Source organism: Halosimplex pelagicum (genome assembly GCF_013415905.1).
Lineage (GTDB): Archaea > Halobacteriota > Halobacteria > Halobacteriales > Haloarculaceae > Halosimplex > Halosimplex pelagicum.
On record NZ_CP058909.1, the window covers coordinates 1991359 to 2005785 of the forward strand.

At 72.5% G+C, this 14427-nt stretch carries 13 protein-coding genes; 7 read left to right on the plus strand and 6 right to left on the minus strand.

Annotation, left to right across the window (positions count from 1 at the left end; genetic code table 11):
- Positions 1-25 precede the first annotated feature (25 nt).
- The 5 genes from HZS54_RS09795 (at position 26) to hutH (ending at position 7237) form a co-directional block, all read left to right on the plus strand.
- The gene (locus HZS54_RS09795; RefSeq protein ID WP_179922340.1) at positions 26-1276 is read left to right on the plus strand and encodes a hypothetical protein; all 1251 of its coding nucleotides are present in this window, start codon (positions 26-28) and stop codon (positions 1274-1276) included.
- A gap of 87 nt (positions 1277-1363) precedes the next feature.
- The gene (hutU, locus tag HZS54_RS09800; RefSeq protein WP_179922342.1) at positions 1364-3193 is read left to right on the plus strand and encodes a urocanate hydratase; all 1830 of its coding nucleotides are present in this window, start codon (positions 1364-1366) and stop codon (positions 3191-3193) included.
- Positions 3186-4298: a formimidoylglutamase gene (hutG, locus tag HZS54_RS09805; RefSeq protein ID WP_179922344.1), complete on the plus strand. Its 1113-nt coding sequence runs from the start codon at positions 3186-3188 to the stop codon at positions 4296-4298. The genes hutU and hutG overlap by 8 nt, the downstream gene beginning before the upstream one ends.
- Complete coding sequence (gene hutI, locus HZS54_RS09810) at positions 4291-5634, plus strand: imidazolonepropionase (protein WP_179922346.1); 1344 nt, start codon at positions 4291-4293, stop codon at positions 5632-5634. The genes hutG and hutI overlap by 8 nt, the downstream gene beginning before the upstream one ends.
- Complete coding sequence (gene hutH / locus HZS54_RS09815; RefSeq protein WP_179922348.1) at positions 5627-7237, plus strand: histidine ammonia-lyase; 1611 nt, start codon at positions 5627-5629, stop codon at positions 7235-7237. Before hutI ends, hutH begins: the two co-directional genes overlap by 8 nt.
- Here hutH and HZS54_RS09820 read toward each other — a convergent pair whose 3' ends face one another.
- The 6 genes from HZS54_RS09820 to HZS54_RS09845 form a co-directional block, all read right to left on the minus strand.
- Positions 7238-9811, minus strand: coding sequence for an AAA family ATPase (locus HZS54_RS09820; protein ID WP_179922350.1), 2574 nt, complete (start codon positions 9809-9811; stop codon positions 7238-7240).
- A gap of 143 nt (positions 9812-9954) precedes the next feature.
- Positions 9955-10719: a 4-phosphopantoate--beta-alanine ligase gene (locus tag HZS54_RS09825; protein ID WP_179922352.1), complete on the minus strand. Its 765-nt coding sequence runs from the start codon at positions 10717-10719 to the stop codon at positions 9955-9957.
- A 64-nt stretch (positions 10720-10783) separates the two neighbouring features.
- The gene (locus tag HZS54_RS09830; RefSeq protein ID WP_179922354.1) at positions 10784-11500 is read right to left on the minus strand and encodes a helix-turn-helix domain-containing protein; all 717 of its coding nucleotides are present in this window, start codon (positions 11498-11500) and stop codon (positions 10784-10786) included.
- An 89-nt stretch (positions 11501-11589) separates the two neighbouring features.
- A complete protein-coding gene (locus HZS54_RS09835; RefSeq protein WP_179922356.1) occupies positions 11590-11856 on the minus strand; it encodes a UPF0058 family protein in 267 nt (88 codons plus the stop codon).
- Positions 11857-12041: 185 nt separating this feature from the next.
- Complete coding sequence (locus HZS54_RS09840; protein ID WP_179922358.1) at positions 12042-12899, minus strand: pantoate kinase; 858 nt, start codon at positions 12897-12899, stop codon at positions 12042-12044.
- Between the two features lie 66 nt (positions 12900-12965).
- Positions 12966-13397, minus strand: a complete 432-nt coding sequence (locus HZS54_RS09845; protein ID WP_179922360.1) for an SHOCT domain-containing protein — start codon at positions 13395-13397, stop codon at positions 12966-12968.
- Between the two features lie 130 nt (positions 13398-13527).
- Here HZS54_RS09845 and HZS54_RS09850 point away from each other — a divergent pair, with 130 nt between their 5' ends.
- Entirely contained in the window at positions 13528-13830 is a 303-nt protein-coding gene (locus HZS54_RS09850) for a UPF0175 family protein (RefSeq protein ID WP_179922362.1), read from the plus strand.
- Positions 13831-13879: 49 nt separating this feature from the next.
- Complete coding sequence (locus HZS54_RS09855; protein ID WP_179922364.1) at positions 13880-14395, plus strand: PIN domain-containing protein; 516 nt, start codon at positions 13880-13882, stop codon at positions 14393-14395.
- The last annotated feature ends 32 nt before the right edge of the window (positions 14396-14427 follow it).

Sequence of the window (14427 nt, forward strand, 5' to 3'; positions counted from 1 at the left end):
CGTTACAATTCCATCGAGCGATACAGTGACCCGACGACCCCTCTCGGCGCTATCGATCGCCTGCCTCCTGGTCCTCGCCGGCTGCGGAGCGCCCTTCGGTGCGAGCACGACGCCGGATTCGACACCGACCGCGACAGCCACGGAATCGAGAGCCACGGCGACCGCGCCGACCGACAGCGTGGAGCGATCACCGACTGAGAGCGGAGTCGAAACGAGCGATCCCGACGGCGTCGGCGAGAGCGAGCGCGTCGCCGTTCGCGGTGGGGAGCTCCCGTTCAACGCGACGGTCGTCTACCGCCGCGTGGAGCGACTGCTCGGCGTCGACGCACCGGCTCCCGAGGTCGTCGTCGAGGACCGGGATGCGTTCGACTTCTCGACGATCGAACCTCGCCCCTATCAGGCGGCGCTGGGACTGCAGGCGGGATCGATCTCCGACTGTGCGACGTTCTATTCGGCGTCCGGCGGTGACACCATCTCCATCACCCAGGGGACCCTCTCGGCGGAAGCCGTCGAGCTGATCTTCGTCCACGAACTCGGTCACACGTTCCAGAGACAGCTGTCGGGGTCCGTGGAGACGATCGAACTCCGTGAGTCGCCCGCCTTCCCTACGGGCGGTATCGCGGTGTACACCACGGACCAGTACGCCGAACGCTACGACAAGCGCTGGAACGGGTCTCGGCCCGCCGAGTTGCGGGAGTGTATCTACGACCACGCCCCGGGAACCTACCGACAGACCGCCGGCGAGGTCTACTTCGGGGCGCGCTACGTCGAGTGGCGAGTCGACGGGCCGACGAACCTCTCGGCGGTCTTCGAGTCGCCGCCCGAGTCCACGGAAGAGGTCGTCCACCGCCTCGAACCCGGCGCGGACCCGGTCCGCTCGCTGAACGTGAGCGTCGACGGCGACGACCGCTGGACGGTCGGCGAGCGCCGTCGAGCCGGCGAGATCGAACTCCGGGCGTGGCTCCACGCCGGCCTCCCCGCCGACCGCGTCGACACCGCCGCGACCGGCTGGGGCGCCGACCGACTCGTCCGATTCGGCGACGACACCGACCCGAGCGTCGCCTGGGTCCTCCGAATGGACTCCGCCGAGGATGCCGACGAACTCGCGGACGCAGTCTCCGACCTCGAAGCGAACCTGGAACAGCGCAACGCGACCAGCCTCCGCTCGATCCGGATCGGCGACGAGACGGTCGTCGCCTTCGCCGGTCCGGAGTCGTTCGTTGCGAACGCGACCGCGAGCGGGACCGCCGGCAACGTCACCGTCGCCGCGCCGTAACCGGGCCGTCGCTCGGCCGCTTCACGGCCGACTCGCCCCGACGCCCGCCGGCATCGCGCTTTTGTCCGTCTCGCTCCAAGCTACCGTATGCCACAGCAAGAGGCCGATAGCGCCGCGGTCGGCGACCCCAGCGACCGGTGGCGGGCCGACCCGGGGGCGTCGAGGGGGACCGACATCGAGTGCGAGGGGTGGCGCCAGGAGGCCGCGCTCCGCATGCTCGACAACAACCTCGACCCCGAGGTCGCCGAGCGGCCCGAGGACCTGGTCGTCTACGGCGGCACCGGCCGCGCCGCCCGCTCGTGGGACGCCTACGACGCCATCGTCGCGGAACTGCGCGACCTGGGCGACGCGGAGACGCTGCTCGTCCAGTCCGGGAAACCCGTGGGTCGGTTCGAGACCCACGAGCGAGCCCCGCGGGTCCTCATCGCCAACTCCAACCTCGTCGGCAAGTGGGACACCTGGGAGCACTTCCACGAACTCGAAGCGAAGGGCCTGATCATGTACGGCCAGATGACCGCCGGCTCGTGGGCCTACATCGGCACGCAGGGGATCATCCAGGGGACCTACGAGACGCTGGCCGAGGCCGGCCGCCAGCACTTCTCCGGATCCCTCGAAGGAAGGATAGTCGTCACGGGCGGCCTCGGCGGGATGGGCGGCGCACAGCCGCTCGCGGTGACGATGAACGAGGGGGTGTGCATCGCCGCCGAGGTCGACGAGGCCCGCATCGACCGGCGCATCGACACGGGCTACTGCCAGGAGAAGACCGACGACCTGGCGGAAGCCATCGAGCGGGCGACCGCGGCCGCCGACGCGGGCGAGCCCTACTCCGTCGGCGTCCACGTCAACGCCGCCGACATGCTGGAGGCGATGCTGGAACGGGAGTTCGTCCCCGATATCGTCACCGACCAGACGGCCGCCCACGACGCGCTGGAGGGGTACTACCCGTCGGGCTACACCGTGGCGGAGGCCGACGAGCTGCGCGACTCGGACCCCGAGCGCTACGAACGGGAGAGCCTCGAAACCATGGAGCGCCACGTCGACGCGCTCCTCGAACTGCAGGAGCGCGGCACGGTCGCCGTTGAGTACGGCAACAACATCCGCGGCCAGGTCGCGGACTTCCGGGCCGAACGGGACGGCGGCAGGAGCGCTGGGAGTGCCGAGCGCGGCGGGAGCGCCGGGAACGACGGGACCCCCTGGCCGCTGTCGGGTGCCACCGCCCGCGAGCGCGACGCCTTCGACTTCCCGGGGTTCGTCCCGGCCTACGTCCGGCCGCTGTTCTGCGAGGGGAAGGGCCCGTTCCGCTGGGTCGCGCTGTCGGGCGACCCCGCCGACATCCACCGGACGGACGAGGCCGTCACGGAACTGTTCCCGGAGAAAGACGCCCTGCACCGCTGGATCGACCTCGCGCAGGAGCAGGTGTCGTTCCAGGGGCTCCCCGCGCGGGTGTGCTGGCTCGGCGCGGACACCGACGACGAGGGACTCACCGAACGCGCTCGCTTCGCCCTGCGGATCAACGACCTCGTCGCGTCGGGCGAGATCCGGGCACCCGTGGTCGTCACGCGCGACCACCTCGACGCCGGCAGCGTCGCCTCGCCCAACCGGGAGACCGAGGACATGCGCGACGGCTCGGACGCCGTCGCGGACTGGCCGATCCTCAACGCCCTGCTGAACTGCGCCGTGGGCGCGGACATCGTGAGTGTCCACGACGGCGGCGGCGTCGGCATCGGCAACGCCGTCCACACCAACAACCACGTCGTCCTCGACGGCTCGGACCTCGCCGCCGAGAAGGCCAGGCGCGTGTTCACCACCGACCCCGGGATGGGCGTCGTCCGCCACGCCGACGCGGGCTACGAGTCCGCGCTGGAGCAGGCCCGCGCGTCCGATATCGCCGTCCCGATGGAGGACCGGGATGCGTGACGGCGACGGCGTCGCGGCAAGTGACGGTACCGACACGGCGGGAGAGTTCTCGCCGCCGCCGGAGTGGTCCGGTCCCTCCGCGGACCCGAACGACGAGCAGTTCGGCGACGCCGTCGAACCGGCAACCCTCGACGACCTCGACGAGTTCGGCGCCGTGATCGTCGGCGAACCCTACGACGGCGCGGTCATCGGCCGCCGCGGCGCGGCGGAAGCCCCCGCGGCGATCCGCGAGTCGCTCGCCGCGGCGAAGACCCACCACGTCGACCAGGGACCGATCTCCGTCGCGGGCGACCCCGCCGACGAGGACGGCGAGAACGTCCCGAACGAGCGGGTCCACGGGCCGACCGGCCCGGGCGTCGGGCTCGGGGACCTGGGGGACGTGGCCGCGCTTCGCACCGATAGCGGCGCGAACGGTGACGAGCCGGCGGTCGCCGCCGTCCAGGAACAAGTCCGAGCGGTCACCGCCGACCTCTACGGCCGGGGCGTCGTCCCCGTCTTCCTCGGCGGCGACAACTCGCTGACCTACTCCAACGCCGCGCCGCTGCTGGAGCGGGGGTCGCTGGGCGTCCTCAGTTTCGACGCCCACCTCGACTGCCGCGAGGTCCGCGAGGGCGTCGGTCCCACCAGCGGCACACCGTACCGACAGCTGTTCGCCGACGGCCTCGACGAACTCGCCGTCGTCGGCGCCCGGAACTTCGAGACCTCGACCGCCTACCACGACTTCCTCCACGAGCGGGGCGGGCGCGTGTTCGCGCCCGCCGAGGTCGCCGACGACCCCATCGACGTGATGGACGACGCCATCGCCTCGCTGGGCGACGTGGACGCCATCTACGTCAGCGTGGACGTGGACGTGCTCGACGCGGCGGCCGCGCCGGGCGTCAGCGCGCCGACGCCGGGCGGGCTCTCCACCCGGGAACTGTACCGCCTGCTCGAACACGTCGCGACCCACGGCCGCGTCGCGGGGTTCGAGGTTGTCGAGTGCGCGCCGCCGCTGGACGAGAGCGGCCGAACGGTCGATGCCGCCGCCCGCGCGGTCGCGCACTTCCTCGCCAGTCTCGCCGCGCCGAAGGGCCGCCACTCACGCAGGGGGGCCCTCGATGGCTGAGCTCACGGCGGTCGTCCACGGCGCCGCCGAGGTGGCGACCGCGACCGGCGAACTCGGAGGCGACGATCCCGCGGGTCTCCGCTCCGACGCCGCGGTCGCGATCGTCGACGGCGCGGTCGCCGCGGTCGGCCCCACCGAGGAAGTGACTCGCGAGTACTCGCCGGAGAACGCCGCCTACGCCGTCGACGCGAGCGGTCGGGCGGTGATCCCCGGCTACGTCGACTCGCACACCCACGCCTGTTTCGCGGGGGACCGCTCGGACGAGTTCGAGGCGAAACTCCGGGGGACGACCTACGGCGAGTTGCTCGCGGGCGGCGGCGGCATCCACCGCACCGTCCGCGCGACGCGGGCCGCGAGCGACGACGAACTGCTGGGGAACCTGCTCGACCACCTCGACGTGATGGTCGCCCACGGCACGACCACCGTCGAGGTGAAATCGGGCTACGGGCTCGACACCGAGACGGAGCTACGGATGCTCGACGCTATCGACCGCGCCGACGACCGCCACCCCGTCGACGTGGTCCCGACGTTCATGGGCGCCCACGCCGTCCCGCGCGAGGCCGACGAGCCCGAGGGGCGCTACGGCGAGGGCGACCCCGTCAACGCCGACGACTACGTCGAGCGGGTCGTCGACGAGCAGATCCCCGCCGTCGTCGATCAGGGCGTCGCCGAGTTCTGCGACGTGTTCTGCGACGAGGGGGCGTTCACCGTCGAGCAGTCCCGGCGCGTCCTCCGCGCGGGCGCCGAGCGCGGGCTCACGCCGAAGGTCCACGCGGAGGAACTGGCTCACCGCGGCGGCGCGAAGCTCGCGGCCGAGGTGGGCGCCGCCAGCGCCGACCACCTCCTGCACGCCACCGACGAGGACGTGGCCGCGCTGGTCGACGCCGACGTGACGCCCGTGCTCCTCCCGGGTACCGCCTTCGGCCTCGGCGCCGACTACGCCGACGGGCGGGGGATGGTCGACGCCGGCGCGCCGGTCGCCGTCGCGACCGACTTCAACCCGAACTGCCACTCCCAGAGCATGGGATTCGCGAGCGCGCTGGCCTGCGTCGAGATGGGGCTCACGCCCGCCGAGGCGCTGGTCGCCTGCACCCGAAACGGCGCCCGCGCCCTCGACCGCCCCGACCTGGGCGTCGTCCGCGAGGGCGCGCCCGCCGACCTCGCGGTGCTGGACGCGCCCTCGCACGTCCACGTCCCCTACAGCTACGGGGTCAACCGCGTCGCGACGGTGCTGAAAGAGGGGCGGCCGGTCGTCGGCCCCGAGTGGACCGGCGAGGCGAGTGGCGACCCCGGCGACGGCGCCGAGCGGGGTGGCGGGGGTGAGCCCGATGTCTGAAGCGACGGTCGTCCTCGACGGCGAGTCGCTGACCCCGGCGGACGTGGCCGCCGTCGCCCGCGAGGGCGCCGACGTCGCTATCGCCGACGAGGCCCGCGAGGCGGTCCGCGTCGCCCGCGAGCGCGTGGAAGACGTGGTCGAGAGCGACGAGGCGGTCTACGGCGTCAACACCGGTTTCGGCGAACTCGTCGACGAGCGAATCCCCCGCGAAAAGGTCGCGCAGCTCCAGACGAATCTCCTTCGGAGCCACAGCGCCGGTAGCGGCGACCCGCTCCCCACGGAGGCCGTCCGCGCGATGCTCGTCGCGCGGGTCAACGCGCTCGTCAAGGGCTACTCCGGCGTCCGCGAGGTCGTCGTCGACCACCTCGTGACGATGCTGAACGAGCGCGTCCACCCGGTCGTCCCGCGGACCGGGAGCCTCGGCGCCAGCGGCGACCTCGCGCCGCTGGCCCACGCGACTATCGTCCTGATCGGCGAGGGGGAAGCCGAATTCGAGGGCGACCGCCTCGACGGCGAGACGGCGCTGGCCCGCGCGGGGCTGGAGCCGCTGACGCTCGGGGCCAAGGAGGGGCTGGCGCTCATCAACGGCACGCAGTTGACCGCGGGGATCGGCGCGCTGCTCGTCGTCGATACGGAGCGGCTGGTCCGGGCCGCGGACGTGGCGGGCGCGCTCACGACCGAGGTGACCCTGAGTTCGACGGTCCCGAGCCACCCCGCGATCCAGGCCGTCCGCCCGCACGAGGGGCAGGCCGCCAGCGCCGCGAACCTCCGGCGGCTGACGGCCGACTCGGAGATCGTCGACTCCCACCGCAACTGCGACCGCGTGCAGGACGCCTACTCGACGCGCTGTCTCCCGCAGGTCCACGGCGCCGTCCGCGACGCCGTCGCCCACCTCCGCGACGCGGTCGAAGTCGAACTCAACAGCGCCACCGACAACCCGCTCGTCTTCCGACGCGATTCGATCGCCGATCGGACCGACGACGGGGCCGCGGCCGGCGCCGCCCGCGCCAGCGGCACCGACCGCGCCGCGGTCCTCTCGGGCGGCAACTTCCACGGCGAGCCCCTCGCGCTCCGGCTGGACTACCTCACGGGCGCGCTGACCGAACTCGCCGCGATCGCCGAGCGCCGCGTCGACCGCCTGCTCAACCCCAACACCCAGGAACCGCACCTCCCGCCCTTTCTCACGACCGAACCGGGCCTGCGCTCGGGCTACATGATCGCCCAGTACACCGCGGCCGCGCTGGTCAACGAGTGCCGCGCCGCGGGCCGCCCCTCGACGGACAACACGCCCGTCAGCGGCAACCAGGAGGACCACGTCAGCATGAGCGCCACCGCCGCGTGGGGCGCCCGCGAGACCGCCGACCGCGTCGCCCGCGTCGTCGGGATCGAACTCTGCTGCGCCGCCCAGGCCGCGGAGTTCGTCGACGACGACCTCGCACCCGGGCGCGGCAGCGGCGCCGCCTACGAGGCCGTCCGCGAGCGCGTCCCGCCGCTGGACGACGACCGCCCGCTCGCCGACGAGATGGCCGCGGTCGCCGAGCTGGTCGCCTCGGGCGACCTCGAAGCGCGGGTGAACGCGGCGCTCGACGAGCCGCTGGCGTAGCTACCCCGAGAACCGGAGGTCCGAGCCGTCGTCGCTGGCGGCGTAGCGGTCGCCCTCGTCCCAGTCGCGGAGGCTGGACTGGGTCTCGAACAGGGCCGTGTCGAGGTGGTCGTCGTCGATGGCCGCGCCTGCCCCCAGCGCGTTGCGCGCGGCGTTCTCGGCGAGGAGTTCGATGTCGCTGGCCGCGTAGCCGGCCGTCCCCTCGACGACTCGGTCCCAGTCGACGGCGTCGGCGACCGGCCGGTCCCGGAGGTGGAGGTCGAGGATCTCACGGCGGGCGTCGGCGTCCGGCGGCGGTACCTCGACGCGCTCGTCGAACCGTCCCGACCGGCGGATCGCCGGGTCCACGTCCTCCAGCAGATTCGTCGCGCCGACGGCGACCACGTCGTCCTCGTCGAGCGACTCCAGCTCGGTGAGCAACTGGTTGACCATGCCCTGCCGGCCCGCGTTCATCCCGCCGCGCGAGCCGGCGACGGCGTCGATCTCGTCGATGAACAGCAGGCAGGGGGCGTTCGCCCGGGCGATCTCGAACAGGTCCGCGACGTTGCTCTCGGGCTCGCCCATCCACTTGCTCGTCAGGTCCGCCGGGGAGACCTCGACGAAGGCGTGGTCGAGTTCGCCCGCCAGCGCCCGCGTGACGTGGGTCTTCCCGCAGCCCGGCGGCCCGTACAGAAGCAGGCCCGAGAGCACGTCGACATCGTAGCGGTCGTAGGTCTCCGGGTTCGAGAGCGGGTCCAGCACCGTCTCGCGCAACCTGTCTTTCAGCTCGCCCATCCCGCCCACGTCGTCGAACGAGCGGTCCACGTCGACGGTGACCAGCGAGTGGGCCGACAGGTCGACCCCGTCGGGCTGGACGACGTGGGTGCCGGCCTTGTGCGAGACGCCGACCCAGTCGCCGATGCTGGAGTCGGTCGATTCGAGGGCCGCTTCGAGGTGGCCCTGCCCGATCGGTGCCTCGTCGCGCAGCGCCTCGCGGGCCGCGTTCTCGGCGATCAGTTCGAGGTCGCTCGCGGCGTAGCCGACCGTCCGCTCGACGACGGGCGACGGATCCAGCCCGTCGGCGGTCGGCCGGCCGGCGAGGTGCAGGTCGAGGATGGCCCGCCGCGCGTCGGCGCCCGGCGGGGGCACCTCGACGCGCTCGTCGAACCGCCCCGACCGGCGGATGGCCGGGTCCACGTCCTCCAGCAGGTTCGTCGCGCCGACGACGACCACGTCGTGGTCGTCCAGCGATTCGAGTTCCGTCAACAGCTGGTTGACGAGCTGTTGCTCGCTGGAGTTCATGTCGCTCTCGCCGCCGCGGTCGCCGGCGATCCCGTCGATCTCGTCGACGAAGAGGAGACACGGCGCGTTCGCGCGGGCGATCTCGAACACGTCGGCGATCTTCCGGGCCGGCTCGCCCATGTACTTGCTCGTCACGTCGGCGGGGCTCACCTCGACGAAGGCGTGGCCAAGTTCGCCGGCGAGCGCGCGGGTGACGTAGGTCTTCCCGCAGCCGGGCGGGCCGTGCAGGAGGACGCCGTTGACGACGCTCAGCCCGTACTCGGCGAACCGGTCGGGGTCGGTGACCGGCCGGATCACCTTGTGGCGCAGCGTCTCCTTCAGTTCGGCCATCCCGCCGACCTCGCCGAAGCCGCGGTCCGGCGCGGGGTCGACCAGCGAGTCTGCGTCCATCTCCACGCCGTCGGGCTGGACGACCTCGGTCGCCCCATCGGCGACGGTCCGCCCACCGCGGCCGCCCGAGGGATCGAGCGGCTCCGGCCCGCCCTCGTGGTTCGTCTCGGCGCCCTCGACATCCCGACCGTCCGCGCCGTCCTCGCTCCCGGTGTCGCCCGCCGAGTCCGTCCCGCCGCCCCGCTGGATCCGGTCGAGGTCGACCTCGTACCCGAAGTCGCCGACGACCGTGGGGTCGCCGGAGACCCACTCGGCCACCCAGCCGTCGGGGTGGTCCACGTCGGCGTCGCTCTCGTCGCGGAAGGAGACGATGTAGGCGTGGTCGGCGCTCTCCGCGCGGAACTCCGCGAGCCAGAAGGGCAGATAGACGCGGCTCACGTCGGTCACGTCGATGCCGCCGTCGGGGTCGAAGTCGTTGGGCAGCCCGTAGGTGTCCTTGAACTTGTTGAGGAAGACGGCGGCGGCCTCCTCGCCGGCGGTCGCGCGGCGCTCGCGGTAGTCGATCAGCCGCTCGACCAGCACGCTCTCGGCGCGGTCGTTGGTCGCCTGGAACTCCAGCATCACCGTCGTCCCCAGGCCCGGGTGCTCGGTCCCCAGGTCGAACTCGTCGGGGTCGACCGTCACCGGGTCGGCCGTCCCGTCGACGTACTCGTGGACGAACCGGTCGTTGCCCTCGACCAGCCCGTCGACCAGCGTGGTCGTCGTCTCCCTGTTCCCGCCGAGCGAGAGCAGCTCCGACGCCTCGTACTCGAAGGTCAGGCGGAAGGCCGGGTAGAGGACCCGGTGGAGGCGGTCGAGTTCCTCGCCGGGACCGAACGGCGTGATCGCCCGCTCGTCCAGGGTCGCCCGGACCGCCCCCTCGTCGGGCAGCCGACGGTCGAAGGCGAACCGTTTCGGCAGCACGTCAGCGTCCCCCGTCGCGTGCGTGACTCATTACGCCCGAGTGACACGGTCAGGGGCATGAATCTTTCCGACCGGAGACGGCCGGGAGTGCGGTCGAACGACCGCGGCCGGTTCAGCGGTCGCTCGACGGCAGGACGACCGCCTCAGCTCTCCCCGTCGTCGCTGCCCTCGCGGATCGCACGCTCGGCGGCCGTCAGCGCCTCGTCGGCGTCGAACTCGGCGACGATCCCCTCCAGGGTCTCGCGGTCGGCGTCGGCCAGGTCGCGAGCGTGCTCGGTGATCGCCGGGACCGCGCGGATCACGTTGTCGACGATGGGCACGTCGGCCGCCCGCGCCGAGCGGGACATCGGGTTGAGGTCGATCACGACCTCGACCTTGCCCAGGTCACCCAGCGCCTCGGCGCGGTCGCCGTCCTCCAGCGGGACGAGGACCACGTCGGCGTCGCCGATGCCGTCGGCGTCGACCTTCGCGCGCTCGTGGTCGAGTCCCGGGATGGTCCCGTCGGCGGTCAGGCCCTTCACCTCGCTCGCGCCGTGGTCGCGGAGGTGGTCGGCGATCCGCTCCATCCGCTCGGCGGTGCGGTTGAAGAGGTTCACCTCGATATCGGCGCTCGTCGCCTCGGCCAGGTCGACGACCTCGCCGGGGACGAGCGCGGCGACGTTGCCGTTCACGGAGAGGACGGGGTGGTCCGCGAGGAGGAGGTGGGCGGCCGCCGAGCGGGCGGCGCCGTCGGCCGACGGGAGGGTCCGCTCGCCGAGCAGGTAGTCGAAGGCCTCGCCGCGGCCCTGGGCGATGAGCCCCTGGCGAGAGGTGATGCCGGCCTCGACCCCCGCCTCGATGCGGTGGCGGGTGAGCAGCGACTCGTAGCGGGGGTGGCTCTCTGGGATCTCGATGTCCGCGTCGGTCATGCCCGGAGCCTCGCGGGCGAGCGCCGAAAAGCCGACGTTTTCGGTCGCATCGACGCGGGACCCGCTACTCCACGTCGATCCGGTGGCCGGCGGCCGGGCCGCACTCCTCGAAGAGGGCGCCCAGGAGCTTGCGCTGGGCGGCCCGGAGGTGCTGGGAGAGCGTCGACGGCGAGATGTCGAGGTCCGCGGCGACCTCCGCGCCGGTCGTCTCGCGAGGTCGCTGGAAGTAGCCGGCGCGGTAGGCGGTCACCAGCACTTCCAGCTGGCGGTCCGTGAGTTCGCGGGCGAGCACGTCCTGGACCTGGTGGCGGAGGAACAGCGGCCCCTCGCGGGGGCGGTCGCGTTTGGCGACCAGGTCCACCGAGGGGTGCCGGTCCGTGAACGAGTCGACGACCGCGCCCGCCTCGCGGGAGGGCAACACCTCGGCGACGACGCGGCCGTCGCCCGCTTCGGCCCAGAGATCGCGGAGGAACGCCTCCTCGTCGGCCAGCGTCGTCGCGACGCAGTCGGCGGGCTCCTCGATCCGACAGACCAGCACGCCGTTCTCGGTGTGGCGGTCGACCAGCCGCTCCTCGACCGGTTCGGCGTCGCTGATCCGGTCGACGGTCGCGGGAGAGGCGTCGCGTACTTCGAAGAACTCCAGGAACTCGCCGTCCGACCGCGGCAGTAGCTCCCGGAGGATCCACCGGCAGGAGCCCCGTTCGGACCCGCTGACGAACGCGTAGTCGGAACTGGTCACCCGGAACTCGAGCTCCGTCGGCTGCTCGGCGGGCGCCGCCATCCTATCAGAGACCCAAGGAATACGGCGGGAAGTACCTTGTGACGCTCGGAGCGAACGAGTACACCGGGGGCGAAACCCGGCGTCGTCGGTCACCTCGCATACTGGTTCGAACCCTCGGCGTCCGGCCGAGGGCGCTCCGTGTCGTCCGTCGCCGACGCGGCCGTCGCGCTCAGCTCCGTCGAGAGCGCGAACAGCGCCCGCTCGTGTGCGGCCTTCGGGCGGTGGACCGCCGTCGGACCGACCGCCGTGCCGTCGTACTCGTCGAACGGGCCGGCCGCCAGGTCGCGCTCGTCCTCGAACTCCCGACGGACCAGGACGAACAGCGCGTGCAGGTAGAGTGATTCGCGTTTTCGCATGGGTGAAGTGGTCGGTGGCCCGCGCCGCGGGGCCGGTGGGTGGAAAGGCGAAGCCGGGGTGGGGTGGTGGGAGAGGTGGGACCGAAGCCGTGCGCGTCGTCGGTCCGTCAGGACCGATGGCTGCCAGGGATGAAAAACGAATACCTGAATAGTACGGTCCGCCGCTGACGGCCGGTAGGCGGCGCCTACTCCGGAAGCGTCCGGTCGCTCGGCGGGGCGAGCAGGGTCGCCCCGGTCGGGTCGATCTGACAGACCGTCGGGTCGTAGCCGGCGTCGCTGAGCCCGGTGTCGAGCGCGAGGACCGTCTGGCCGAGCATCCCCATCGTCGCCTCGCCGCCGGCCTCGGCCACGTCGGTCACCACCTCGTACACCCGTTCGGTGACCAGGTCCGCCTCCCGGGAGAACTGCCGGGACGACGCCACGAGGCGCTCCAGCGTCGGCTCCTGGACGAGCCGCGAGAGCGCCCGCTCGCCGGCCGCCGAGATGGCCTCCGTCTCGCCGCCGATCACCTCGCTCGTCGACAGCTCCCCGAACGTCTGGAACTCGACGCGCGAGCGCGTCGGCACCGCGTCCATCTTGTTGTGCTGGGGGCTCCCGGGTTCGAGCCGGATCGGGACGCCACCGTGGAGCTGGCCGACCACGTCGCCCAGCCCGGTGCCGGCCTGGACCTCCGCGCCGTGGGCGATCGTCGCGAGTTCGTACGTCGAGAGCCGCCGGTCGAGCAGTTCGTTCGTCGCCAGCGCCGCCCCAAGCGCCATCGCGCCGGAGACGCCGAACCCCGAGCCGACGGGCAGGTCCGTCACGCCGCGGACCGCGACCGTCGCCTCCAGCGCGTCGAGCACCCGCTCGACGGCCTCGATGTCGACCGACTCGCCGTTCAGCGTCACCGCGACCGCGTCGGCGGGCCGGACGGTGACGGTCACGCCCTCCGAGAGCGCCAGTCCCGCGCCGCGCGACCCCGCCTTCGTCGGGTCGTCGGCCCGGTCGACGGTGAAAAAGCCCGTCGCGTGCCCGGGGACGAACGCCCGTGCCACCGCTGTCATACTCCCCCGTCGGCGCGGCGCCTGTAATCAGTTTCGTCCTCGGGGCGTCGGGGCGAACGGGGCGGATCAGGCCGCGTCGCGCTCCGTCGAGCGGTCGTCCTCGCCGTCCGACTCCGCGAGGAACGTCTCCGCGTCGTCGACGGATTCGGTCTCGAGCAGGCGTTCGACGCGGGTCTCGAACTCCGCGTCGTCGATCTCGCCGCGCGCGTAGCGGTCACGGAGCTCCGCCAGCGCGTCGTCGGTCCCGTCGGACCGGTCGCGTCGTCCGCGCCCGCGCTCGCGGTCGTCCGCCCGCTCGGACCCGTAGTACTTCGCCAGCGCCGCGGCCAGCGGCATCCCGCCGCCGAACCCCACCGGGAAGGCCACCCAGAAGTAGTCGACCCCGAGAAACATGAGCGCGAACGCGACGCCGAGCGTCAGGAACGTGACGGCGCCAGTCAGGACGCCGACGAGCGGGTTCTCCTCGTCGGCCGCGTCCGCCCCTCCGTCTGTCGCCATGGTCGGACTGTCGGCGGCCCCACATTTGTATCTATCTCGCCGGGCCGGACGGCGACACCGGGGAGGGCACCGCGAACGGCGGCGGCGACCCACAGAATTATTGTATCCGCTGTCAGACACCGTATCGAGTATGCCGTCAGTCAGCGCGCGCCTCCCCGAGGAAGAGAAGGAGGAACTGGACGCGGTCGCCGAACTGCTCGACGAGGACCGCTCGACGACGATCCGGAAGGCCCTGCGGGAGGGACTGGCCGAACTGCGCGTCCGCCGCGCGGTCGAGCGCTACCAGTCGGGGGACGCCTCCGTCGCCGAGGCGGCCCGCATCGCCGGCGTCTCCCTGGGCGAGTGGCTGGAGATCGCCCACGAGCGCAACCTCACCACCCAGCTGGCCGCCGAGGACCTGGGCGACGACGCCTACACCGCTCAGGAGCTATGACCGGCGGGAACCCCACCCGGTCGTCGGACTCGGCTCGGGAGGCCCGCGGATGAGCCGCATCTACGTCGGCCCGACGAGCCTCTACGCGCTCGGGCAGGTCGGCGAACTCGACCTGCTGAAGAGCTTCGACGGCCGGCTCGTCGTCCCCGAGATCGTCGAGGAACAGGTGACGACCGAGCCCGCACGGAGCGCGCTGGCGTCCTTTCTCGACGAGACCGAGGTGTCGACGGCGGTGCCCGACACCGCCCACGAGCGGGCCGTCGAGGTCGTCGGGATCGACGAGAGCACCCACGAGGCGGCGATGCTCGCGGGCGTGATCGCCCACGCGGACCCGAACGACCGCCACGCCGTCGCCGTCGTCTCCGAGGACCGCCGCGTCCGTCGCGTGGCCGAGGGGCTCGGCGGCGCGGTCACCAGTTGTTTCGGCGTCGTCGCCCGGGCCGCCGCCGAGGACAAGTACCTCTCGCGGTCCCAAGCCCGGCGGATCGTCCGCCGCATCGACGCCAACGGCATCCAGATGACCGGCGAGATGCGGTCGCAGGCGGTCGGTGCGGTCGGGGAGTAACCGAGGAGAGGGCATCCGCGAGCGGAGCGAGC

Coding starts and splice junctions, on each gene's coding strand:
- hutU (WP_179922342.1), top strand. CDS start 1,364: ATGCCACAGCAAGAGGCCGATAGCGCCGCGGTCGGCGACCCCAGCGAC.
- hutG (WP_179922344.1), top strand. CDS start 3,186: ATGCGTGACGGCGACGGCGTCGCGGCAAGTGACGGTACCGACACGGCG.
- hutI (WP_179922346.1), top strand. CDS start 4,291: ATGGCTGAGCTCACGGCGGTCGTCCACGGCGCCGCCGAGGTGGCGACC.
- hutH (WP_179922348.1), top strand. CDS start 5,627: ATGTCTGAAGCGACGGTCGTCCTCGACGGCGAGTCGCTGACCCCGGCG.
- HZS54_RS09825 (WP_179922352.1), bottom strand. CDS start 10,719: ATGACCGACGCGGACATCGAGATCCCAGAGAGCCACCCCCGCTACGAG.
- HZS54_RS09830 (WP_179922354.1), bottom strand. CDS start 11,500: ATGGCGGCGCCCGCCGAGCAGCCGACGGAGCTCGAGTTCCGGGTGACC.
- HZS54_RS09835 (WP_179922356.1), bottom strand. CDS start 11,856: ATGCGAAAACGCGAATCACTCTACCTGCACGCGCTGTTCGTCCTGGTC.
- HZS54_RS09840 (WP_179922358.1), bottom strand. CDS start 12,899: ATGACAGCGGTGGCACGGGCGTTCGTCCCCGGGCACGCGACGGGCTTT.
- HZS54_RS09845 (WP_179922360.1), bottom strand. CDS start 13,397: ATGGCGACAGACGGAGGGGCGGACGCGGCCGACGAGGAGAACCCGCTC.
- HZS54_RS09850 (WP_179922362.1), top strand. CDS start 13,528: ATGCCGTCAGTCAGCGCGCGCCTCCCCGAGGAAGAGAAGGAGGAACTG.
- HZS54_RS09855 (WP_179922364.1), top strand. CDS start 13,880: ATGAGCCGCATCTACGTCGGCCCGACGAGCCTCTACGCGCTCGGGCAG.